The sequence below is a fragment of the Kutzneria viridogrisea DSM 43870 genome, from assembly GCF_000525635.1.
GTDB classification, from domain to species: Bacteria; Actinomycetota; Actinomycetes; order Mycobacteriales; family Pseudonocardiaceae; genus Kutzneria; species Kutzneria viridogrisea.
The window spans coordinates 464,071-484,666 of the sequence record NZ_CP007155.1; the positions used below are offsets into that span (position 1 = coordinate 464,071).

Genomic DNA, 20,596 nt, shown 5'->3' on the forward strand with positions numbered 1-20,596 from the left:
GGGCTCACGCGCCGTTGCGGCGCACGACGTAGCCCACACCGCGGATGGTGTGGATCAGTGACTGCTCACCGGTGTCGATCTTGCGTCGCAGGTGGGAGATGACCAGCTCCACCACGTTGGAGCGGCCGCCGAAGTCGTAGTCCCACACGTGGTCGAGGATCTGCGCCTTGGTCAGCACGGCGGGGGAGCGGCGCATCAGGTAGCGCAGCAGCTCGAACTCGGTGGGCGTGAGCGAGACGGTCCTGGTGCCGCGCCGCACCTCGCGGGTGTCCTCGTCCAGCTCCAGGTCCTCCACCCGCAGCACCGAGCGCTTCCAGCCGGGGCCGGTGGTACGCCGCAACACCGCGCGCAGCCTGGCCATCAGCTCCTCCACCGCGAAGGGCTTCACCAGGTAGTCGTCCCCGCCCCTGGTCAGCCCGGCGACCCGGTCGGCGGTGCCGTCCTTGGCCGTCAGGAACACCACCGGCACCATCGCCCCGGACTCGCGCAGCCTGTCCAGCACCGTGAACCCGTCCATGTCGGGCAGCATCAGGTCCAGCACCACGATGTCCGGGTTGAAGCTGCCCGCCTCGGTCAGCGCCGCGGCTCCGTTGCCCGCGGTCCTGGCCTGCCAGCCCTCGTAGCGGGCCACCGTGGCCACCAGGTCGGCGATCGCCGGTTCGTCATCCACCACGAGCAGCCGGACCGGCGGCTCGCCCTTGTCCGCACGCACCTGGACATCGTGCTGCACCCGGGCCGGACCGGGCGAGCCGAACCCACCACTCGTGGCGCATCGACAGGAATTCGACAGCCGACGCAAAGGCGGCTCCCACCAGCCCCGCGCACCCTGGAGGTATGAGCAGAGTCGAGCAGCTGCTGGGACGACCGGTGTCGATCGAGGTCCGCGACGGGGTGCCCGCCGACGGGGCCTACGACTGCCTGGCCGAACTGGACCGGCGGTTCAACCCAGGCCTGGCCGACAGCCAGGTGTGCCGCCTGGAGCGGGGCGAGCTGGCGGAACTGCCCGTGGACCTGGCCGAGGTGCTGGGCATCTGCGCCTACTACGAGCGGCTCACCGGTGGCGCGTTCAGCGCGCGCACGCCCGGCGGGCGGCTGGACCCCGGCCCGGCGGCGCTGGGCTGGGCGGTGCGGCGGGCGGCCGACCGGCTGCGGGCCGGGGGCTCGGCGAACTTCTGCCTGAACGCGGGCGGGGACGTGCTGGCCGTGGGCGAGCCGGAACCGGGCAGGCCGTGGCTGGTGGGCATCCGGCACCCCGAGCTGGCTGACCGGGTGTGCGCGGTGCTGGGGGTGCGCGACCTGGCGGTGGCCACGCGCGTGCCCGTCGAACGGGGCCCGGATGGCGGGCTGCTCGCGGTCAGCGTGGTGGCGGCGGACCTGGTCACGGCCGGGGTGGTGGCCGCGGCGGCCTACGCACTGGGCCCGGACGGGGTGTCCTGGGCCGACTCGCAGCCGGGCTGCCTGGTGTTCGCGGTGGACGCCGAGCACGTGGTGCACCGCTCGGCCGCACTGGACGAGCTGATCGTGGTCGAGGTCAGCTGAGCCGGGCGACCCGCATCCCGTCCAGCAGCAGCTTGAGCCCGTACTCGAAGGTCTCGTCGCTGACCGAGCTGTCCAGCGTACTGCTGTTCCCGCTGCTCAGCAGTGGGAACAGCAGCGGGTCGGGGCGGTCCTCGGCCAGCCTGCGCTCCGCGATGGCTTGCAGGGCCTGCTCCTCGATCACGAACCCGGACACGAAACTGATCAGCGTGGTGATCGCGCGCAGCCCCTCCCGCGCCGAGAACCCGGCCTCGGTCAGCACGCGCAGCACCGTCTCCAGCATCCGGTACAGCTCTGGCGCCGGGGTGTGTGCCCCGGACAGCACCCGGCCCCCGTCGCGGTACCGCAGGGTCATCGCCCGGTAGCCGCGGGCCAGTTCGGCCAGCCAGTCGGCCCAGGACTCGTGCTCGCTGGCAAGCGGCATCCCGGACAGCGCCTCATGCAGGATCGCGGTGGCCATCTCGTCGATCAGCTCGCGCTTGTTCTTGACGTGCCAGTACAGCGCGGGCGCCTGCACGCCCAGCCGGGTCGCGATCCCGCGCAGGGTCAGCCCGTCCAGCCCGACCTCGTCGAGCAGCTCCAGCGCGGCCCGGATCACGGCCTCCCTGCTGAGTTTCATGGTTGACAGCTTAACGTCGTTAGATCCATGCTTAACGACGTTAAATTTAACGACGTTAAGCGTGGGGGTTCTGATGATCGACGTCGTGGTCGTCGGCGGGGGTCCGACCGGCATGATGCTGGCCTGCGAGCTGCGGCTGGCCGGGGTGCGCACGGTGGTGCTGGAGCGGCTGGCCGAGCCCAGCGGGCAGTCCAGGGCGCTGGGGCTGCACGTGCGCAGCGTGGAGGTGCTCGCGCAGCGCGGGCTGCTGGACCGTTTCGTGGAGTCCAGCCCGCGCAGGGGGTTGGGCGGCCACTTCGCCGGCGTGTTCAAGCTGCGCTACGACCTGCTGGACACCGCCCACCCGTTCGCGCTGGGCACCCCGCAGGCGACGACCGAGCGCTTGCTCACCGAGCGCGCGCTGGAGCTGGGCGCGGAGATCCGCCGGGGCAGCGCCGTGACCGGGCTGAGCCAGGACGAGCAGGGCGTCACCGTGGAGCTGGCCGACGGGCAGCAGTTGCGTGCGAGCTACGTGGTGGGCTGCGACGGCGGGCGCAGCACGGTGCGCGGGCTGCTCGGTGTGGACTTCCCCGGCACGCCGTCCCAGATGGACATGGTGCTGGCCGACGTGGAGCTGACCGAGTCCCCCGGCGAGGCCCCGTTCGGCATCCGGCCCAACGGGGTGCTGGGCTGCTTCCACCTGGGCGACGGGCTGTACCGGGTGACGGTGAACGCCGCGGAGGTGGCCGCCGACCGCAGCGTGCCGCCGACCCTGGCGGAGATCAAGCAGCGGCTGCGCGAGGTCGCGGGCACCGACTTCGGTGCGCACTCGCCGCGCTGGATCTCGCGCTTCGGCAACGCCAGCAGGCAGGCGCGGCGGTACCGGGTCGGCCGGGTGCTGCTGGCCGGGGACGCGGCGCACATCCACCTGCCCGCCGGCGGCCAGGGGCTGAACCTGGGCCTGCAGGACGCGTTCAACCTGGGCTGGAAGCTGGCCGCGCAGGTCAACGGCTGGGCCCCGGAGGGCCTGCTGGACACCTACCACTCGGAGCGGCACCCGGTGGGCGCCCGGGTGCTGGAGAACACCCGGGTGCAGGGCCAGTTGATGCGCTCGGAGTCCCTGCGCGACTTCCTGTCCGAACTGCTCGACCAGGAGGACACCTGCCGGTACCTCACCGGGATGATCAGCGCGGTGGACATCCGCTACGAGGTCGGCGAGGGCGCGCATCCGCTGCTGGGCAAGCGGATGCGCGATGTCGGGCTGAAGTCGGGGCGGCTCTACGACCTGCTGCGCACCGGGCGCGGGCTGCTGCTGGACCAGACCGGGCGGGGGCTGTCGGTGCCGGGCTGGGCGGACCGGGTGGACGTGGTGGCCGAGTGCGGCGAGGAGCTCGACGCGGGGGCGGTGCTGCTGCGCCCGGACGGCCACGTGGTGTGGGTCGATGGCGGCCCGCGTGACCTCGAAGCGGTTCTGCGCCAGTGGTTTGGTGCCCCGGCGACGCTGCGTCGCTGATCAGGGTGCTGGTAGTCCAAAAGGGTGGGTGGTTGTGACGGCTCGCACGCGCTCTGTTAGGTTGTAGGCGCAGACCAGGGAGCGGTCGGTTTGCCAAATTCCTTGGCACTGGTCCACTTCCGCTTCGTTGACGTTGATCAAGAGCAGTCCGGGGTTCCCGCTCGGGGTGAGTCCCGTACCGCTGTTGGTCAAGTCGTCGAGGCGCGGCCCCCACCCGGGCGCAATCGGGAGCACCCGGGTGGGGGCCGCTTCGTCTCCACGGCCCGGCACCCGGTGCGTCCTCTTCATACGTTCGGGCCGTGTTTCTCCTTTGTTCACACCAGATCGGGCAGGAATAAGGGGCAATTTGGCCCGTGCGGGCAGACGGGCCCTCGGTCACGCCGGTAGCTTGCGCTGGAGGAGGAGTCACCTGATCTGGGGGGACACGCGTGGCCGCGGCGGAGGATCGGCTGCTGATCCGCCTGCTCGGTCAGGTGGAGGTGATAGGGCTGGACGGGCCGTTCGTCGTCGAGGACGCACAGGCGCGTGAGCTGCTGTGCCGGCTGGCGCTGCGGCCCGGCCTGCTGGTGACCACCGACCGGGCCGAGGCCGCCGACGAGCTGCGGGTGCTGCTGGACAAGGCCGACCCCGGTGGGAGCACCGAGCTGCTCGCCGAGCCGGGGGGCTATCGGTTGCGGGTGGACCCCGAGCGGGTGGACGTGCAACTGGACGAGGTCATCGCCGAGGCCGATCCGTCCGCCATGCCCGGTTGCGCCCGCCGTGAGCTGATCGGCCGCAGGATGCTCGCACTGCACCGGCTCGGCCGCCGCAGCGAGGCACTGGCCGTCTACGAGCACCAGCGCACCGGCCACACCGACCAGCCCGCCGACCCCGAACTGCGCACGCTGTACGACCGGATCCTCTACGAGGACCCCGCGCTGACCCCGGCCGTGACCGAACGGTCCCGGACCGAGGTCGTGCCCGCCCAGCTGCCGCCGCCCCCCTCGGGCTTCACCGGTCGTGAGGACGAGCTGGCCGCGCTGGACCAGCTGCTGGCCGAGGACGGCCGCCCGCTGAGCGTGGTGGTCGGCGCGGCCGGTGCCGGCAAGACCGCGCTCGCCGTGACCTGGGCCAGCCGGGTCGCCGACGGCTTCCCCGGCGGCCAGCTCTACGCCGGGCTGCGCGGGTTCGACCCGGACCGCCCGCCGGTGGAGCCCGCCGAGGTGCTGCGCCGCTTCCTGCTCGCGCTCGGCGTCGCCGCCGAGGACGTGCCGGTCGACCTGGCGGAGCGGGCCGCGCTCTACCGCTCGCTGCTCACCGGCAGGCGGGTGCTGGTGCTGCTCGACGACGCCCGCGACTCCGAGCAGGTCCGCCCGCTGCTGCCCGGCGGGGCGGGCTCGCTGGTGCTGGTCACCAGCAGGCGCAGGCTGGACGGGCTGGTCGCCCGCGACGGTGCCGCCTACGTGCCGGTGGGCACCCTGTCCCGCGCGCAGGCCGTCCGGCTGATCGACGAGGTCACCGGGGTGCGCTGGTCCCAGCACGACCCGGTGAACGCGCGCCGGGTCGCCGCCATGTGCGGGCACCTGCCGCTGGCGCTGCGCATCGTCGGCGCCCGGCTGGCGGTCTCCCCGCGGGGCAGCCTGGCCCGGCTGGCCGAGGAACTGGCCGACGAGCGGTACCGGCTGCGCGCACTGCACATCTCCGACGCCGACGAGGTGCAGATCAGTGTCGGCCGCGCCTTCGACGTGTCCTACCGCAGGCTCGCCCCCGAGCACGCCGCCGTGTTCCGCATGATCGGCCTGCTGCCCGGCAGCCAGTTCGGCCCGCACCTGATCGCCGCGATGAACTCCTGCTCGCCCGCCTCGGCCAGGGCAACCCTGCGGGCGCTGGCCGCGGCACACCTGGTGACCGAGCTGGGCCAGGACTGGTTCGGCATGCACGACCTGGTGCGGCTGCACTCCCGCGAGGTGGCCGCCACCGAACTGCCGATCGCCGACGCACTGGCCATCGCGCACCGCGGGCTGGCCTACTACTGCGTGGTCGCCGACCGCGCCCGGCGGCTGATCCGCCCGCCGGTGGACCGGCTCGCACCCTCGGTGGGCAGCCCGCTGGTCACCCCCGAGCTGCGCACCCGAGGGCAGGCCCTGGCCTGGTTCGAGCGGGAGCGCGCCAACCTGATCGGCGCGCTGCGCGAGGCCCAGGCCGCCGGGCTCAACGACCCGGTGTGGCGGCTGGCCAGGCTGCTGTTCGACTTCCTCGCCGTCCGCTGCCCGTGGGAGGACTGGCGCACCAGCCACGAGCTGGGCCTGGCCGCGGCGCGGGCCGCGGGCGACCAGGTCGGTGAGGCGCTCATGCTGTCCGGGCTTGGCGTGCTGCACGGCAGGCTGGGCCAGCACGAGCGCTCCTTCACCGAGCACGACGACTGCCAGCGGCTGGCCATGGGCGAGGGCGACCTGGCCGCGGTGGCCCTGGGTGCGGGGCTGGCCGGGTCCGCGCTGTTCCACCTGGGCCGGCACACCGAGGCCACGCAGCGCTCGCGGCAGGCCCTCGCACTGCACCGGCTGCTCGGCGACCGGTACCTACAGGCCCAGCCGCTGAGCAACCTCGGCGAGCTGGCGCGGCTGCGCGGGGACTACCGGGCCGCGCTGTCCTGCAACAACCAGGCCCTGCTGATCTACGAGGAGTTCGGGGACGAGGAGCGGCAGGCCTGGGTGCGGGTGCACCTGGGTGAGACCAACCTCGGCGCCGGGCTGCTGGACCGGGCGCAGACCTGCTTCGCGGAGGCGGTCCGGCTCTCCCGGGTGTGCGGCTCCTCGCTGCGCGAGGGCTACGCGCTGCGCGGCATCGGGGACGTGCACCTGGCCAGGGGCGACAAGCCCGCGGCGCGCGCGGTGTGGCAGGACGCGCTGAAGTCCTTCGGCCACATCGGTTCCCCCTGGGTGGCCAGCGTGCGGGTGCGGCTGGCGAAGCTGCTGTCCTGACTCGTGTCCTGACTCGCAAACCGGCGAGCGCTTTCCCTCGATCGGGCGCTGGCTGCTGTGAGATGCTGCTGTGAGTGGTTGCCCCTTGGTCTGAACGGGGGACTGTGCTCACCCGTGTCCGATGAGGTCGCGTAAGTTGTCCCCGCCGCAGGCCAGGCCGCAGCAACTCCAGGGAGCCGCCCAGCATGACAGGCGCCGCATGACGCAGTCGCGCTCGATCGAACGGACCGGCCCGCTGCTGGAGTTCGGTGTGCTCGGACCGGTCCAGATCCTGCTGGACGGCAGGCCCGCGCCGCTGGGCGGCAGCGGGGTGCGCAGCCTGCTCGCACTGCTCGTGCTCGACGCCAACCAGGTGGTCGCCTTCGACCAGATCGTGGACGCGCTGTGGGGCGAGGACCCGCCGGACACCGCCCGCACCATCGTGCACGGCTACGTCTCCAAGCTGCGCCGCATCCTGGGCACCGCGGGCGGCCCCGCGAGCATCCTCACCCGGCCGCCCGGCTACCTGTTGCAGGTCGAACCCGACCAGGTGGACCTGCACCGGGCCCGCACGTTGATCGCCCAGGCCAGCGGGCGCCCCGCCGCCGAGCGCGCCGAGCTGCTGCGCGCGGCGCTGCGGCTGTGGCGCGGCCCGGTGCTGGTCGACGCCCCGCTGGCCACCGGCCTGCCCGACCTGGACGAGCTGCGGCTGGTCGCCGTGGAGGAGCGGGTCTGCGCCGACCTGGAGCTGGGCAAGCACGCCGAGGTCGTCGGCGAGCTGCGCCGGCTGGTCGAGGAGCACCCCTCCCGCGAGCGGCTGCTCAGCCTGCTGATGCTCGCCCAGTACCGCTCGGCGCGGCGCATCGACGCGCTGGTGTCCTACCGCCGCTTCCAGCGCTACGCCTCCGAGGAGCTCGGCGTGGACCCCGGGCCCGAGCTGCGCCAGCTGCACGAGCAGGTGCTGCGCGACGACCCCGCGCTGCGGCTGCCCGGCACCGGGGCGCACCGCCCGCTGTCCTACGGCACGGTCATCCCCGCCCAGCTGCCGCCCGCGAGCAGCTCCTTCGCCGGGCGCGACGTGGAGCTGTCCTGGATGGACGGCCTGCTGCACGCCGGTCCCGGCGGCGAGGGCGCCATCACCCTGGCCGGGCTGATCGGCCCGCCCGGCATCGGCAAGTCCGCGCTGGCGCTGACCTGGTCGCACCGCACCGCGGGCGCCTTCCCCGACGGGCAGCTGTTCGCCGCGCTGCGCGGGTTCGACTCCGCGCAGCCGCCCACCTCGCCCGCCGAGGTGCTGACCCAGTTCCTGCTCGCACTGGGCGTACCGGCGGAGGCGATCCCGCTGGACACCGACGAGCGCGCCGCCCTGTACCGCTCGGTGCTCGCCGAGCGCCGCGTGCTGGTGCTGCTCGACGACGCCCGCGACTCCGAGCAGGTCCGCCCGCTGCTGCCCGCGGGCACCGGCTCCCTCGTGCTGGTCACCAGCAGGCGCAGGCTGGACGGGCTGGTGGCCCGCGGTGGCGCGCGACTGCTCACCCTGGACACGCTCTCCAGCGAGGCGGCCATCCGACTGCTCGACACCAGCGGCGGGCACCAGCGCCGCGGCGAGGAGATCGAGGCGCTGCGCACGCTCGCCCGGCTGTGCGGCCACCTGCCGCTGGCGCTGCGCATCGCGGCGGCCCGGCTCGCGGCGAGTCCACAGTGGACGGTTCAGGACCTGGTCGCCGAGCTGGCCGACGAACAGCACCGCCTGCGCGCGCTGGACCTGGAGGACGCCGACACCAGCGTGCGCGGGGCCTTCGACGTGTCCTACCGGGCGCTGCACCCCGACCTGGCCGAGACCTTCCGCGTGCTCGGCGTGCACCAGGGGCCCACGGTCACCCCGTACCTGGTCGCGGCGCTGTGCCGGACCGACCTGGTCACCGCCCGCAGGCGGCTGCGCGAGCTGGCGGGCGCCCACCTGATCACCGAGACCAGGGCCGACCGGTTCGTCATCCACGACCTGCTGCGCCTGCACGCCAGGGAACTGGCCGAGACCGAGCTCACCGCCGAGCAGCGCGCCGAACTGGGCAACCGGCTGCTGGACCACTACCTGGTCGTGGCCGACCACGCGCACCGGCTGATCCGCCCGCCGCGCGACAGCTACCGGCCCGACCTGCCCGCCGACCCCGGCGAGACCCCGGTCATCGCCACCGCCGACCAGGCCCTGCGCTGGTTCGACGCGGAGTGGCCCGGCCTGGTCGCCGCCGTGCGCTTCGGCGCCGCGAAGGGCCTGCACCGGCGCGCCTGGCAGCTCGCCCTGTGCCTGCGCTCCTACCTGTACCTGCGCGGGCTCGCCGCCGACTGGGCCGACCTGTTCCGGCTCGGGCTCGCCAGCGCGCAGGCCGTGGGCGACCGGGCCGGTGAGGCGCTCATGCTGCGCGGGCTGGGCAACGCCGCCGAACTGGTCGGCGGCTACACCGAGGCGCTGCGCAACTACGAGCGCGCGCACCAGATCGCCCGCGAGCTCGGGGAACTGGCGTTGCAGGCCACCGCCGAGGACAACCTGGGCGGCATCCACACCGAGCTGCGCCGTTACGAGCAGGCGCACACCCACCTGGGCCGCGCGCTCGCGCTGTACCGGACACTCGGTGACCAGCAGGGTGAGGCGGTGGCGCTGAACAACCTCGGCGTGCTGGACCAGGACCAGGGCCGCTACGACAGCGCCTTCGACAACTACCAGCGCGCGCTGGGCCTGCACCGCGCTGGCGGCAACGACGAGGACGCCGCCCGCGCGCTGGCCAACCTGTGCTGGGTGAGCCGCCAGCTCAAGCGGTACGACGAGGCCGAGGGCTACGCGCGGGAAGGCCTGCGCCTGGCGCAGAAGCACGGCATGGCCTACGTGGAAGCCATGCTGCACCACCAACTCGGCGAGCTCTACCTGGACCAGGGTCGCAAGCAGCCCGCCCGCTTCGAGCTCGGGCTGGCCCTGGACGTCTACCGGCGGATGCGCTCGCCCTACGCGGCCGACACCGAGCAGCTGCTCGCCCGGCTGGCTGTTTAGTTGACTTTTAGTGCCCGTACAGCGCGGTGTGACAGGTTGGTGGCGGGCGCTGGACCGGTTTCCGGATCCGGTGCGGAGGGGTGATGCTGGGGGACCCAGAGGGGGGTCTGTCACCCTGCGGCCGGGCGGTGCTTGGGGAGAGCACCGCCCGGCCGCATCAACAACTCAGCACTTCTCCTGCTGGCCCTGACGTGACCGCTGGCACAACGGCCCCAACTCGGGTCGCTTCGCGCTCAGCCCGTCACCGGAGGTGACCCCGCGCAGCCGACGGCTGATCCACGGCACCAGGAACTGCTGTGCCCAGCGCAGGTCCGCGCGGTGCCGCGCGAGCCCCACCAGCTCCTGCGCGGGCGGCCAGGGCTCGTCCCAGGCCTGCTCGGTGCGCACCCCGATGGTCTGCGCCACGAGCAGCGCGATCCGCCGGTGCCCCTCCGGTGAGGGGTGCAGCCGGTCCTCGGCCCAGGCCCTGCGGTCCTGCAAGGCGGTCAGCGGCCACAGGTCCACCACCAGGCAGCCGTACCGGTCGGCGATCGCCCGCAGCTGCACGTTGTAGGTCGCGATCCGGCCGCGCAGCCGCTGCAACACCGGCACGCCCTTCGTGTCGATACCGGTGAAGATCACGACCTTGCTGCCCGCCTCGGTGAGCTGCCGCACACACTGCTCGAACAGGGCGGCCACCGCGTCCGGGTCGGCGCCCGGTCGCAGGATGTCGTTGGTGCCCCCGCACAGCGACACCAGCTCCGGTCGCAGCGCCACGGCCGCGGGCACCTGCTCCGCCAGGATGTGCCGCATCTTCTTGCTGCGGACCGCCAGGTTCGCGTAGCGCAGGTCCGGGTTGCCCGCCGCCATGATCTCGGCGAGGCGGTCCGCCCAGCCCCGGTAGGCCCCGTCCGGGCCGGGGTCCTCCAGCCCCTCGGTGAAGCTGTCCCCGATGGCGACGTAGCTCTGCCAGCTGTGCACGATCCGTCCTCCCCTTCCAGGCAGAAAGGTTGGCCTCGCCAACCAACTGGACAGCTTGCACCCTCGGGTTCGACCTACGCCACCGTCGGTTACGGCACCGTAGGTCGGCGGATGCGGCTAGGATCTGGCCGTTCGCCGGTGATCGTGGAGGAGTGGCGTCGTGAAGAAGTACCGGCTCGCCGCCGTGCTGGCCGCGGGTGCGCTCGCCGTGACCGCCTGCGGATCGGGCGCCGCCAGCAGCAGTTCCGCCCCCGCGCCGAGCACCCCGGCCCGACCGTCCTCGATGGACAACGTGGACCCCTGCTCGCTGATCTCCGCGCAGGACAGCGGCAGGCTCGGCATCGCGGGCAGCGCGCACTCCGCGTTCATGGGCGGGTCCACCAGCGCCTGCGGCTGGCTGCTGCCCCAGGGCTACTTCGCCACCATCGGCCTGTTCCCCTCCGTCGGCGTCAACGACATCACCTTCGGCGGGACCGCCACCGACACCGCCGTCAACCAGCGCCAGGGCCGCAGGGTCACCGGCACCGAGGCCGGCAAGTGCCAGCTCTACCTGTCGGCCGCCGCGCACTCCAGCGCGCAGATCGAGGTCAGCAAGATCGGTGGCGGGGACACGCCAACCGCCTGCTACGACGCGTTGAAGGTGGCCTTCGTCATCGACCCCAAATTGCCGCTGAATGCCTGAAACGTCCGCAATGCCCGACTCGCGCTGAACCGTTCGTGTGACTTCGCGCCCATGGGGAACCTGGGCCAACTGCCCTACGTCCGAGTGGGCGATTCGCTAGCATCAGTGCACGGCAGCGAGCATCGGGTGGGGAGAGCCATGTCGACACCAGGCGCAGATCAGGGCGCGGGCAACACCGCGAACTACGCCCAGCAGCAGTTCTCCAAGGAGAACGGCGCCGACATCTTCGGCTTCGGGGCGATGATCACAGCCATGGAGGGCGTGGCCGCCGCGGCGACCGCGGGCAGCTTCGCCGTCGACGGCAACACCGCCGAACTGATCAACAGCAAGCTCTCCGACATCCAGAACGCGGTGTCCGCGGCTCGGGCGACTATGGCCAACATGCAGGCGGCCACCCCCCTCGGCCAGGGCTACGCCCAGCAGATCGGCAACCGGAACACGCAGATCGCGGTCGGCGGTTCGGGCTCGGCCGAGGAGACGCTGGCCAAGTTCGAGCAGAGCCTCGACGAGCTCAAGCGCACCATCCAGACCAGCGTGAACAACTACCACGGTGCCGACCAGGCCGGGAAGCACCGCGTCGACGGATCGGGAAGTTACGCGTGAGGCGTTCAGTTGTCCTGGCGCTGTCCTGCGCGGCCGTACTCACCGCGGCAGCCGGTTGTGGGGACATAACGGGGTCTGCCTCGCCGCAGACCACGACCGCGCAGAGCACCGGTACCACCGCGCCGAGCACCAGCTCCTCGAGCGGCTCGGTGGTCAACCCGTGCAAGCTGTTCTCCGATGCCGACCTCAAGCAGCTTGGCATCACCGGCCAGCCCACGACCGCGGGCCAGGACTGCCTGTGGGTGCTCTCGGGCGGCGTCGCCGTGAACATCGGCCTGCACGAGGGCACCGCCGTTGACGGGCTACACCTGCCGGGCGCGAGCGATCCCAGCAAGGCCACCGTGGGCAGCAGGTCAGCGGTGAAGATCGTGAACGAGAAGACCAACATGTGCGCCTATGGGTTGGCGCTCCCACAGAACTCCAGCGTGACCGTCATCGTCGCCAGCATTCCCGGTCGCGCCAGCGCCTGTGACTCAGCCGAACAGGTTGCAAAGATCATCGAGCCGAAACTGCCGTCGGCCTGACCAGGATTGTGATGAGGGGGTAGTAGCGATGACTCAGCCGGCGGTTCCGGGTATCAACCAGAACTACGCGAGCAATTCGCACGACGAGTTGAAGGCTCAGGTCGTCAACGACAACAACCCGGCGAACGCCTACGCGGTCGGCGACACCTGGCACAAGATCGCGCACTCGCTGCGGCAGTCCGCGGTGGACCTGGACGCGGCCATCAACGGCTCGCAGTCCCACTGGGAAGGTGCTGCCGCCGACATGGCGCGCGCCCACCTGGCGAAGGTCCGCGACTGGAGCGCCGACAGCGCCGACAACTTCAGCAAGACCGGTGACGCGGTGCACCAGCAGGCGGACGCCTCGGCCAAGGCCAAGGCGGACATGCCGGAGCCGGTGCCGTTCAAGCCGAAGGACATGATCCAGGACGCGGCGACCAACCCGATCAAGATGCTCACGCTGCCCTTCGACATGTACTCCCAGCACGAGAAGTCCGTGGACGCCAAGGACAAGGCGATCGAGGTCATCTCCACCCGGGACACCACGCTGCAACACGCCTCCTCGACCATCCCGCCGTTCCTGCCCCCGCCGGACCTCGGCGGCAACGGCGGGGCGGGCACGACCATGCCGAGCGGCAGTACCGGTGGCCCCGGCGGCAGCTTCGGCGGCGCGGCCTACGGGGTCGGCGCTCAGGGCGGCGGTGGCGGCAACCGCGGCTACTCGGGCCAGGGCGGCGGCCAGAGCGGCCACCAGGTCCCCGGCCAGCTGGGCCAGGGCGGCTACAACCAGCCGGGCGGCTACCCGAACACGCAGTACACCGGCCCGACCCAGATCGCTGGCTACACCCCTGACCTGCCCCAGGGCGGCTACAACCAGAACCCGCAGGTGCCGCAGGGCTACAACCCGAACGCGTCCCCGAGCACGCAGGGCGGCTTCGGCGGTGCCTTCGGTCCTGGCGGCGCCGGTGGTTACGGCGGCGGTGCCGGGGGCGCTCGCGGCGCGGGTGCCGGCGGCACCTCCTCGGCCGGCGGCGGCCGTCCGGGCGCGGGCTCCTCGGCCGGTGCCGGGGCGATGGGCGCCGAGGACGCGGCGCGCGGCGGCGCGGGGGCCCGTGGCGGCGCTGGTGCCCCTGGGGGCATGGGTGGCGCAGGCGGGCGTGGCGGCAAGAAGGAAGAGGACAAGGTCCACAAGCGGCCGAGCTACCTGGTCGAGACCGACGACGTGTTCGGTGACGGCCAGATGGTCGCCCCTCCGGTCATCGGTGAGAACCCGACCGGCGGGTACTGATGTCCACCATCGCGATCCTCCCGCTGGCCGCCTTCGACATCCTGTGGGCGGACCTGCGGCTGGGGTCGGTGCCCTACCCGTTCGAGGTGCCCAGCCACGGCGAGACCCTGGACGAGCGGGCCCGTATCCGCGGCGCGGTGTACGCGGACCTACAGGAGCGCCGGCTGGTCACCGACCGGCAGCTGGATCCCGACCTGGAGGACGCGCTGCGCCTGCTGCGCAGGCCGTACCTGCAACTGGACACCATCTCCACGGTGGACAACGCGCAGGGCGTGATGCTGCGCGCCGCCGCGGTCGCGCACGGCCAGCGCGCCGTGCTGGCCGTGCAGCAGGACCGGGCGATCCGGCTGGACTACATCCGGGACACGGCGATGGCCGCCTCACTGGTCGGCCTGCTGCCGCCCACCCCGGCGGCACCCGGCGAGCCGGTGTCCCTGCCCGCGGCCCAGGTCGCCGCCCCCGGGCAGCGGGTCAACGGCTGGGCCGAACCGGGCGGGTCCTCGGCCACCGAGCAGCAGCAGGCCCTCTCCGCGATCCTGGCTTCGCCGGTGCTGCGGTTGGGCCAGATCGCGGGCGCGACCTTCGACCAGCAGGGCAACGCCCGCCGACTGCCCGGGCTGAGCTGGTTCGACACCGAGGCGGGCCGGTACGTGGGTGTGTTGGGCCGCGGCCGGGACGGGCAGCAGTGGGCCACCGTGGCCCCCGCCGACGGGAACCGCCTCGTCCACCGGCTCGGCGAGATGATCAGGCTCGCCAGCCGCGTTTGACCTGGTAGGCCGAACAGAGCAGGGTTCGGCACGGAAGGCTGCGCCCGTACGGGGTAACCTGTTGGCCTTCTCGGTCGCAGTTACCCCACGAACGAGTGACTGGGTGCTCCATTCGGTAGCACGAGCGCTGTGCTCCGCGATGAGCCGACCGAGGACGGTCCTCGTGGCAGGAGACACCCGTGCAGTTTCTGCGTACCCGCCGTTTCCCGCTACGGTCTGCGGTGTCGGCCAGCGCCGCGATCGCCGCGGTGGTCGGCGTGGCGGTCGGCGTCTGGCTCGCCTCCGGCGGTGAGCAGGCCCCGGCCAGCAAGGTGGACCGCGGCGGCAACCCGTTGCCCACCAACGAACAGCAGGGCGGCGACCAGGCGCCGATGGACGGCTTCCCGGTGACGGTGATCGTCTCCACGGTCACCGTCAACGGCACGCCCACGGTCAAGACGATCACCGTGAGCAAGACGCCCGCGCCCAGCAGCTCGGCACCGGCCCCGCAGCCCCAGCTGGGCAGTGGCAGCGGCGGCGGTGGCACGACGACGGCCACCAGCACGACGACGACCACGCCGCCGGTGCTGATGACCACCCCTGTCGTGCCCACGACGAGCCAGGGCCCGAGCACCAGCTCGCCGCCCGCCTCCGGCCCCGTCCCGAACCACGCGGTGAGCTGAGCCTCAGCCGCCCGCGGCCAGTTGCTGTTCCACCGGCTCGGCCTGCGGCTCGGCCACGTAGTGCGTGCGCAGCCGCAGCTCCGCGGCCTGCCCGGCGCCGATCGCGTCCAGGCCGAGCAGCGCGGCACCGACCACCGGGGGCAGGTCGACCACGTGCACCTCGGCCAGCGGCGCCACCTCGTGGCAGCCCGCGGTGATCTCGCCGATCACCTCCGCGCCCGCGTTGGCCAGCACCCCGCCGCCGAGCACCACGTCCACCCGCTCGCCGAGCAGGTCCAGCCGCCGCAGCGACACCGTCGCCAGCACGGTGACCTCCTCGACCAGCCGCCGCACCACCTCGCCCGCGACCCGGTCGCCCTCGGCGGCCACGCGGAACAGCAGCGGGCACAGCTCGTGCACCACCTCGCCGCTGATCTCCTCGAAGTGCAGGCCCGCCACCACGTCCTGGATGTCGTCCATGCCGAAGTGGGCCAGCAGCGCCGGCAGCAGGGCCGTGTCCGGTCCGCGCCCGTCGGCGGCGCGCACCGCCCACCACAGCGCCTCCCCGCCCAGCTGCGAGCCGCCGCCCCAGTCGCCGGAGATACGCCCCAGTGCGGGGAAGCGGTGCACCCGGCCGTCCCGTGCCACGCCCACGCAGTTGATGCCCGCGCCGCAGACCACCGCCACGCCGACCCCGTCGGTGGTGCCCGAACGCAGCAGCGCGAAGGTGTCGTTGGCGACCACCGAGCTGTCCGACCAGCCGAGCCGGTCGAACTCCCGTTGCAGCACCTCCTCCTCGCGGGGCAGGTCGGCACCGGCCAGGTAGGCCGCGGTGTGCCGGGCGAAGGGTTTGGCCGTGCTCAGCCCCGCCTTCGCCGCGGCCTCGCCCGCCATCCGGTCGAACGCCTCCAGGCTCGGCCGCAACCCGATGTTCTGCGGGGACGCGCCGGGGCCGCGCACGTGTGCCAGCACGGTCCCCTCCTCGTCCACCAGCAGCACGTCGGTCTTGCTGTTGCCACCGTCGATGGCCAGTACCGCCGCCTTCATGCCTTCGCCCACGGCAGCAGGTCCTTGTTCTGCGCGACGAGCTCGTCGGCCAGCCGGTCGGCGATGGCGTGCTGCCCGATCAGCGGGTGCGCCAGCAGCGCGTCGGCCACCCGGTCCCGGCCGCCGTGCACCGCCGCCTCCAGCGCCAGGTACTCGTACCCGGTGACGTGGGCGATCAGCCCGGCGTACGCGGGTTCGACAGGGCGCACCGGCAGCGGTTTCGCCCCAGCTGAGTCCACAATGGATGGTACTTCGATCACGGCGTCATCGGGCAGGAACGGCAGCGTGCCGCCGTTGCGCACGTTCACCACGTGCTCCTCGCCCGCGGCGCGGCTGGTCAGCGAGTGCACCAGCTGTACGGCCGCCTCCGAGTAGTAGGCGCCACCGCGCTTGGACAGCTGCTCGGGCTTGGTCACCACGGACGGGTCCGCGTAGATGTCCAGCAGCTGCGACTCCACCTCGCTGACCACGTCGGCGCGCGGCTTCTCCTTGCGCTGCTTGGCAACCACCTCGTCGTGACCGTAGAAGTACTTGAGGTAGTAGGAGGGGACCACGCCGAGTCGGCGCATCAGCGAAGCGGGCAGGCCGATGTGCTCGGCCAGGCCCTCCGCGTGGTCGGCGAGCAGCTGCGGCAGCACGTCCTTGCCGTCCACGTGCACACCGCGTTCCCAGGTGAGGTGGTTGAGCCCCACGTGGTCCAGCCGCACCTGCTCGGGACGCAGCCCCAGCAGCGCGGAGGTCCAGCGCTGGAAGGTGATCGCCACGTTGCACAGGCCCACCGCCCGGTGGCCCGCCTGCAGCAGCGCGCGGGTCACGATGCCCACCGGGTTGGTGAAGTTCACGATCCACGTGTCCTCACCGGCGATCGCCCGCACCCGTTCGGCGATGTCCAGCACCACCGGCACCGTGCGCAGGGCCTTGGCCAGTCCGCCAGCGCCGGTGGTCTCCTGGCCGACGCAGTCGCAGACCAGCGGGAAGGTCTCGTCCGAGCGCCGGGCCTGCTGGCCGCCGACCCTCAGTTGCAGCAGTACGGCGGACGCACCCTCGACACCCTCCTCCAGCGAACTGGTGGTGCGCACCTTGGCGGGGTGCCCGGCGTGCGCCAGCAGGCGCCTGCTGAACTCCCCGACGATCGACAGCCGGTGCGCGTCCGGGTCGACCAGGACGATCTCGTCGACCTCCAGGCTCGTGCGACGGCCCGCGATGCCGTCGACCAGCTCCGGGGTGTACGTGGAGCCGCCCCCAACGACGGTCAGCTTCATCCCTTGACTCCTGTGAAGGTGATTCCCCGGACGAAGGACTTCTGTGCGAACAGGAACAGCACGATCACCGGCACCAGGACCAGCACGGTGGCGGCCATGGTGAGGTTCCACTGCGTCTGGTGCATGCCCCGGAAGGAGGCCAGCGCCAGGGACAGGGTCCAGCTGTCCTGCTTCTCGCCCACGTACAGCAGCGGGCCGAAGTAGTCGTTCCAGGTGTAGAGGAAGGTGAACAGCCCGGCGGCGGCGAGACCGGGCTTGGTCATCGGCACCAGCACCCGGTACAGGATCTGGATCTCCGAGCAGCCGTCCATGCGGGCGGCGTCGAAGTAGTCCTGGGGCACGGTGACGAAGAACTGGCGCAGTAGGAAGATGCTGAACGCGTCGCCCAGCAGGTAGGGCACGACCAGCGGCCACAGCGTGCCGGTCAGGCCCAGGTTGGCCCACATGCTGTAGATCGGTACGGCGACCACCTGGGGCGGCAGCATCATCGCGGCGATCACGATCATGAACGCGAAGTTGCTGCCACGCCAGCGAAGCCGGGACAGGGCGTACGCGGCGGGCACGCTGGAGACCAGCATGAACGCGGTGGCCAGCAGGGAGTACAGCATGCTGTTGGCGAAGTACTCCAGCATCGGGGCCTTCTGGAACACCGTGAGGAAGTTCTCCGGGTGCCAGTCGCGCGGCCACAGGTCCGAGGTGAGCGCCTGCTGGTCGGACATGAACGCGGTGAGCACCACGAACACGATCGGCAGGGTGAACACCAGGCCCAGGGCCAGTCCGAAGGAGTGCACGGCGATCCAGTGCAGGACCTGGCGCCGGCCGGCCCCGCGGCGGCGCACGGCGGTCGCTGGGGCGACCTGGGTGAGCGCGGTCATCAGACCTCACCTCCGCGTGCCGAGCGCAGTTGCCGGATCATGATCGCGGTGAACGCGAAGGACACCACGAACAGCAGCACGGCCATGGCCGAGGCGTAACCCATGTGGTACGAGCGGAATCCCTCGTTGTACATCCACACCGGGAAGGTCAGCGTGCTGTTCGACGGGTAGCCGATGATCTTGCTGTTGCCCACGGCCTCGGCCGAACCGGAGGCCACCGAGCCCGCGACCACCGCCTGCGTGAAGTACTGCAGGGCGAAGATCACCGAGTTGATCACGCCGAACAGCAGCACCGGTGAGATCGAGGGCAGGGTGATCCGGCGGAACTGGGTCCACGGACCGGCCCCGTCGATCTGAGCCGCCTCGTACAGATCCTTGGGCACGTCCAGCATGGCGGCCAGGATGATGATCATCAGCTCGCCGGAGCCCCACAGGGTGAGCAGGGTCAGCGCGGGCTTGGACAGGTTGGGGTCGTTGAACCACAGCGGGCCCTGCACACCGATCCAGTGCAGCACCGTGTTCACCGGGCCGGTACCGGGGTTGAACAGGAACACGAAGGTCAGCGTCGCGGCCACCGGGGGCGCCAGCGAGGGCAGGTAGCACAGCGCGCGGATGAAGCCCGCGCCGTGCCGGACCTTCGTGAGCACCGAGGCCACGCCGATCGAGAACAGCACCCTGGCGGCGGTCAGCACGACCACCAGCCACAGCGTGTTGTACGCGGCGGTGCCCACCACCGGGTCGGAGGTGAACATGAACGCGTAGTTGCGCAGCCCCACGAAGTCCGCGGTGTTCAGCCCGTCGTAGTTGGTCAGCGAGAACCACACCGTCGCTGCCAGCGGGTAGGCGAAGAACACCAGCACGCCCACCGCCCACGGGGCCATGAACAGCGCGGCCCACCACTTGTGCCTGCTCCGGTGCCCCGGCCTCCGCGAAGCGGAGGCCGGGGCGGCGGTGCCCGGCGTGTCACGCACCAGGGTCGCGGTCATCAGTTGCCGCCGAGTGCCTTGGCGTCGTCGATCGTCTTGTCCACCTTGGCCAGCTCACCCTTGAGGTCGGTGACCTTGCCGCTCTGCCAGGAGTTGGCGAAGTCCTCGACGGTCTTGATGTACGCCCCGCCGTTGGGGCTGGCCGGGTTGGAGGCCAGGTTCGGGTTGTCGAAGATGTCCAGGAAGGTCTTGAACTGCGGGGGCAGCTTCAGGTCGGGGCTGTGCAGCGCGTCCTTTGTGGACGGAACGTTGTTCAGCCCGTTGGCCAGCTGCACCAGCGCGCCGGTGTCGGTGGACAGGTACTTGACCAGCTCCCACCCGGCGGCGGAGTTCTTGGCGCCCTTGGGAATGCCCACGATGGTGCCGGTGGTGTAGCCCCCGCCGTACAGGTTCGCCCTGTCGTCGGCCACGGGGGAGGGGGCGGTGCCGTAGTTCAGCTTGGGCGCGTCGTTGTTGATGAACGCGGTGCGGTACTCACCATCGAACATCATCGCGACCTGGCCCTTGTTGAAGCCGTGGTCCGCCGAGTACTCCTGGCCGAGGCCCGCGGTGAACTTCTGCAGGTTCTCCCAGCCGTAGAAGTCGACCAGCTTCTTCTGGAAGGTGAACAGCTCCTGCCAGCCGGGGTCGGTGGCCAGGTCGGACTTGCCGTTGCCGTCCACCCACTTCGCGCCGAACTGCGGGGCCCAGATCTGCGGGTGGTTGGCGTAGAAGCCGATCTGCGGGATGAAGCCGATCGTCTTGATCGAGCCGTCCGGGTTGCGCTGGGTGAGCTTCTTGGCGTCCTCGAACAGCTCCGTCATGTTCTTGGGCGCGGCGGTGATCCCGGCCTGCGCGAACAGGTCCTTGTTGTAGTACAGGCCGTTGACGTCGGCGAGCATGGGCATCGCGCAGCGGGTGCCCTGGTAGGAGGTGTAGTCCCGCACCGCCTGCGGGATCTGGTTGAGGTCCAGCTTGTCCCGGTCCAGGTGCGGCTTGAGGTCCTGCCAGGCCTTGCTGGAGCAGAACTGGCCGATGTTGTCGGTGGCGAAGGAGATCGCCACGTCCGGCGGGTTGCCGCTGCGGATCGACTGGGTGATCTTGTCGTCGTCCTGGTTGCCCTGGCTGTTCACCTTGATGTTCGGGTACTTGGCGCGGAAGCCGTCCAGGGCCTTGTTCAGCACGCCCAGTTCGCGGTCGGCGAAGTTGCTGTAGACGGTCAGGGTGAGTTGCTGGTTGGGGTCGAACGCCGCGGCGGCGCCGGAGTTCGACCCACCGCCCGCGGTACACGCGGACAGCAGCACGCCTGCGGTGGCGGCACTGATCAGGGCAGCGCCTCTTCTGGTGCGCATCGGCCCTCCTGGGGACGGGGAT

Annotated in this window: 18 protein-coding genes; 10 read left to right on the forward strand and 8 right to left on the reverse strand. The window is 71.6% G+C overall.

Translation table 11 applies throughout. The annotated features are described in order from the left end of the window. Nucleotides 1-4: 4 nt before the first annotated feature. Nucleotides 5-712: a response regulator transcription factor gene (locus KALB_RS02275; protein WP_030109194.1), complete on the reverse strand. Its 708-nt coding sequence runs from the start codon at nucleotides 710-712 to the stop codon at nucleotides 5-7. Between the two features lie 122 nt (nucleotides 713-834). Here KALB_RS02275 and KALB_RS02280 point away from each other — a divergent pair, with 122 nt between their 5' ends. Continuing rightward, nucleotides 835-1,539: an FAD:protein FMN transferase gene (locus KALB_RS02280; protein WP_025354104.1), complete on the forward strand. Its 705-nt coding sequence runs from the start codon at nucleotides 835-837 to the stop codon at nucleotides 1,537-1,539. On the opposite strand, the gene KALB_RS02285 is transcribed toward KALB_RS02280, so the two are convergent. Beyond that, nucleotides 1,532-2,155, reverse strand: a complete 624-nt coding sequence (locus KALB_RS02285; protein WP_025354105.1) for a TetR/AcrR family transcriptional regulator C-terminal domain-containing protein — start codon at nucleotides 2,153-2,155, stop codon at nucleotides 1,532-1,534. The genes KALB_RS02280 and KALB_RS02285 overlap by 8 nt on opposite strands. Before the next feature lie 73 nt (nucleotides 2,156-2,228). Here KALB_RS02285 and KALB_RS02290 point away from each other — a divergent pair, with 73 nt between their 5' ends. The 3 genes from KALB_RS02290 to KALB_RS02300 all read left to right on the forward strand — a co-directional run bounded on the left by KALB_RS02290 (nucleotide 2,229) and on the right by KALB_RS02300 (nucleotide 9,629). Further along, nucleotides 2,229-3,647, forward strand: a complete 1,419-nt coding sequence (locus tag KALB_RS02290) for an FAD-dependent monooxygenase (RefSeq protein ID WP_025354106.1) — start codon at nucleotides 2,229-2,231, stop codon at nucleotides 3,645-3,647. Nucleotides 3,648-4,075: 428 nt separating this feature from the next. Next, on the forward strand, nucleotides 4,076-6,607 hold the full coding sequence (locus tag KALB_RS02295; protein ID WP_025354107.1) for an ATP-binding protein: 2,532 nt from the start codon (nucleotides 4,076-4,078) through the stop codon (nucleotides 6,605-6,607). 199 nt (nucleotides 6,608-6,806) lie between these two features. After that, a complete protein-coding gene (locus KALB_RS02300) occupies nucleotides 6,807-9,629 on the forward strand; it encodes an AfsR/SARP family transcriptional regulator (protein WP_025354108.1) in 2,823 nt (940 codons plus the stop codon). A gap of 165 nt (nucleotides 9,630-9,794) precedes the next feature. On the opposite strand, the gene KALB_RS02305 is transcribed toward KALB_RS02300, so the two are convergent. Then, nucleotides 9,795-10,589, reverse strand: a complete 795-nt coding sequence (locus KALB_RS02305; RefSeq protein ID WP_201771879.1) for an SGNH/GDSL hydrolase family protein — start codon at nucleotides 10,587-10,589, stop codon at nucleotides 9,795-9,797. Nucleotides 10,590-10,749: 160 nt separating this feature from the next. On the opposite strand from KALB_RS02305, the gene KALB_RS02310 reads away from it, so the two are divergent. From KALB_RS02310 to KALB_RS47420, 6 genes are all read left to right on the forward strand, one after another. Continuing rightward, a complete protein-coding gene (locus tag KALB_RS02310; protein WP_025354110.1) occupies nucleotides 10,750-11,271 on the forward strand; it encodes a DUF3558 family protein in 522 nt (173 codons plus the stop codon). Between the two features lie 138 nt (nucleotides 11,272-11,409). Then, nucleotides 11,410-11,874, forward strand: coding sequence for a hypothetical protein (locus tag KALB_RS46250; protein WP_025354111.1), 465 nt, complete (start codon nucleotides 11,410-11,412; stop codon nucleotides 11,872-11,874). Next, nucleotides 11,871-12,398, forward strand: a complete 528-nt coding sequence (locus tag KALB_RS46255; RefSeq protein ID WP_158510701.1) for a DUF3558 family protein — start codon at nucleotides 11,871-11,873, stop codon at nucleotides 12,396-12,398. Before KALB_RS46250 ends, KALB_RS46255 begins: the two co-directional genes overlap by 4 nt. A 28-nt stretch (nucleotides 12,399-12,426) precedes the next feature. Further along, nucleotides 12,427-13,665: a PPE domain-containing protein gene (locus KALB_RS02325; RefSeq protein ID WP_025354113.1), complete on the forward strand. Its 1,239-nt coding sequence runs from the start codon at nucleotides 12,427-12,429 to the stop codon at nucleotides 13,663-13,665. Continuing rightward, complete coding sequence (locus tag KALB_RS02330; protein WP_025354114.1) at nucleotides 13,665-14,432, forward strand: ESX secretion-associated protein EspG; 768 nt, start codon at nucleotides 13,665-13,667, stop codon at nucleotides 14,430-14,432. Before KALB_RS02325 ends, KALB_RS02330 begins: the two co-directional genes overlap by 1 nt. 179 nt (nucleotides 14,433-14,611) lie before the next feature. Continuing rightward, on the forward strand, nucleotides 14,612-15,094 hold the full coding sequence (locus KALB_RS47420) for a hypothetical protein (protein ID WP_158510702.1): 483 nt from the start codon (nucleotides 14,612-14,614) through the stop codon (nucleotides 15,092-15,094). 3 nt (nucleotides 15,095-15,097) lie between these two features. On the opposite strand, the gene KALB_RS02340 is transcribed toward KALB_RS47420, so the two are convergent. From KALB_RS02340 to KALB_RS02360, 5 genes are read right to left on the reverse strand one after another with little or no spacing between them, the layout of a single operon-like run. Then, nucleotides 15,098-16,120: an N-acetylglucosamine kinase gene (locus KALB_RS02340; RefSeq protein WP_025354116.1), complete on the reverse strand. Its 1,023-nt coding sequence runs from the start codon at nucleotides 16,118-16,120 to the stop codon at nucleotides 15,098-15,100. Continuing rightward, nucleotides 16,117-17,382: a 6-phospho-beta-glucosidase gene (locus KALB_RS02345; RefSeq protein ID WP_025354117.1), complete on the reverse strand. Its 1,266-nt coding sequence runs from the start codon at nucleotides 17,380-17,382 to the stop codon at nucleotides 16,117-16,119. The genes KALB_RS02340 and KALB_RS02345 overlap by 4 nt, the downstream gene beginning before the upstream one ends. Continuing rightward, a complete protein-coding gene (locus tag KALB_RS02350) occupies nucleotides 17,379-18,257 on the reverse strand; it encodes a carbohydrate ABC transporter permease (RefSeq protein ID WP_025354118.1) in 879 nt (292 codons plus the stop codon). Before KALB_RS02350 ends, KALB_RS02345 begins: the two co-directional genes overlap by 4 nt. Then, nucleotides 18,257-19,243, reverse strand: a complete 987-nt coding sequence (locus KALB_RS02355) for a carbohydrate ABC transporter permease (protein WP_025354119.1) — start codon at nucleotides 19,241-19,243, stop codon at nucleotides 18,257-18,259. The genes KALB_RS02350 and KALB_RS02355 overlap by 1 nt, the downstream gene beginning before the upstream one ends. Further along, nucleotides 19,243-20,574, reverse strand: coding sequence for an ABC transporter substrate-binding protein (locus KALB_RS02360; protein WP_025354120.1), 1,332 nt, complete (start codon nucleotides 20,572-20,574; stop codon nucleotides 19,243-19,245). Before KALB_RS02360 ends, KALB_RS02355 begins: the two co-directional genes overlap by 1 nt. Nucleotides 20,575-20,596 lie beyond the last annotated feature (22 nt).

Coding starts and splice junctions, on each gene's coding strand:
- KALB_RS02290 (WP_025354106.1), top strand. CDS start 2,229: ATGATCGACGTCGTGGTCGTCGGCGGGGGTCCGACCGGCATGATGCTG.
- KALB_RS02300 (WP_025354108.1), top strand. CDS start 6,807: ATGACGCAGTCGCGCTCGATCGAACGGACCGGCCCGCTGCTGGAGTTC.
- KALB_RS02355 (WP_025354119.1), bottom strand. CDS start 19,243: ATGACCGCGACCCTGGTGCGTGACACGCCGGGCACCGCCGCCCCGGCC.
- KALB_RS46250 (WP_025354111.1), top strand. CDS start 11,410: ATGTCGACACCAGGCGCAGATCAGGGCGCGGGCAACACCGCGAACTAC.
- KALB_RS02345 (WP_025354117.1), bottom strand. CDS start 17,382: ATGAAGCTGACCGTCGTTGGGGGCGGCTCCACGTACACCCCGGAGCTG.
- KALB_RS02330 (WP_025354114.1), top strand. CDS start 13,665: ATGTCCACCATCGCGATCCTCCCGCTGGCCGCCTTCGACATCCTGTGG.
- KALB_RS02360 (WP_025354120.1), bottom strand. CDS start 20,574: ATGCGCACCAGAAGAGGCGCTGCCCTGATCAGTGCCGCCACCGCAGGC.
- KALB_RS02325 (WP_025354113.1), top strand. CDS start 12,427: ATGACTCAGCCGGCGGTTCCGGGTATCAACCAGAACTACGCGAGCAAT.
- KALB_RS02280 (WP_025354104.1), top strand. CDS start 835: ATGAGCAGAGTCGAGCAGCTGCTGGGACGACCGGTGTCGATCGAGGTC.
- KALB_RS02285 (WP_025354105.1), bottom strand. CDS start 2,155: ATGAAACTCAGCAGGGAGGCCGTGATCCGGGCCGCGCTGGAGCTGCTC.
- KALB_RS02340 (WP_025354116.1), bottom strand. CDS start 16,120: ATGAAGGCGGCGGTACTGGCCATCGACGGTGGCAACAGCAAGACCGAC.
- KALB_RS02350 (WP_025354118.1), bottom strand. CDS start 18,257: ATGACCGCGCTCACCCAGGTCGCCCCAGCGACCGCCGTGCGCCGCCGC.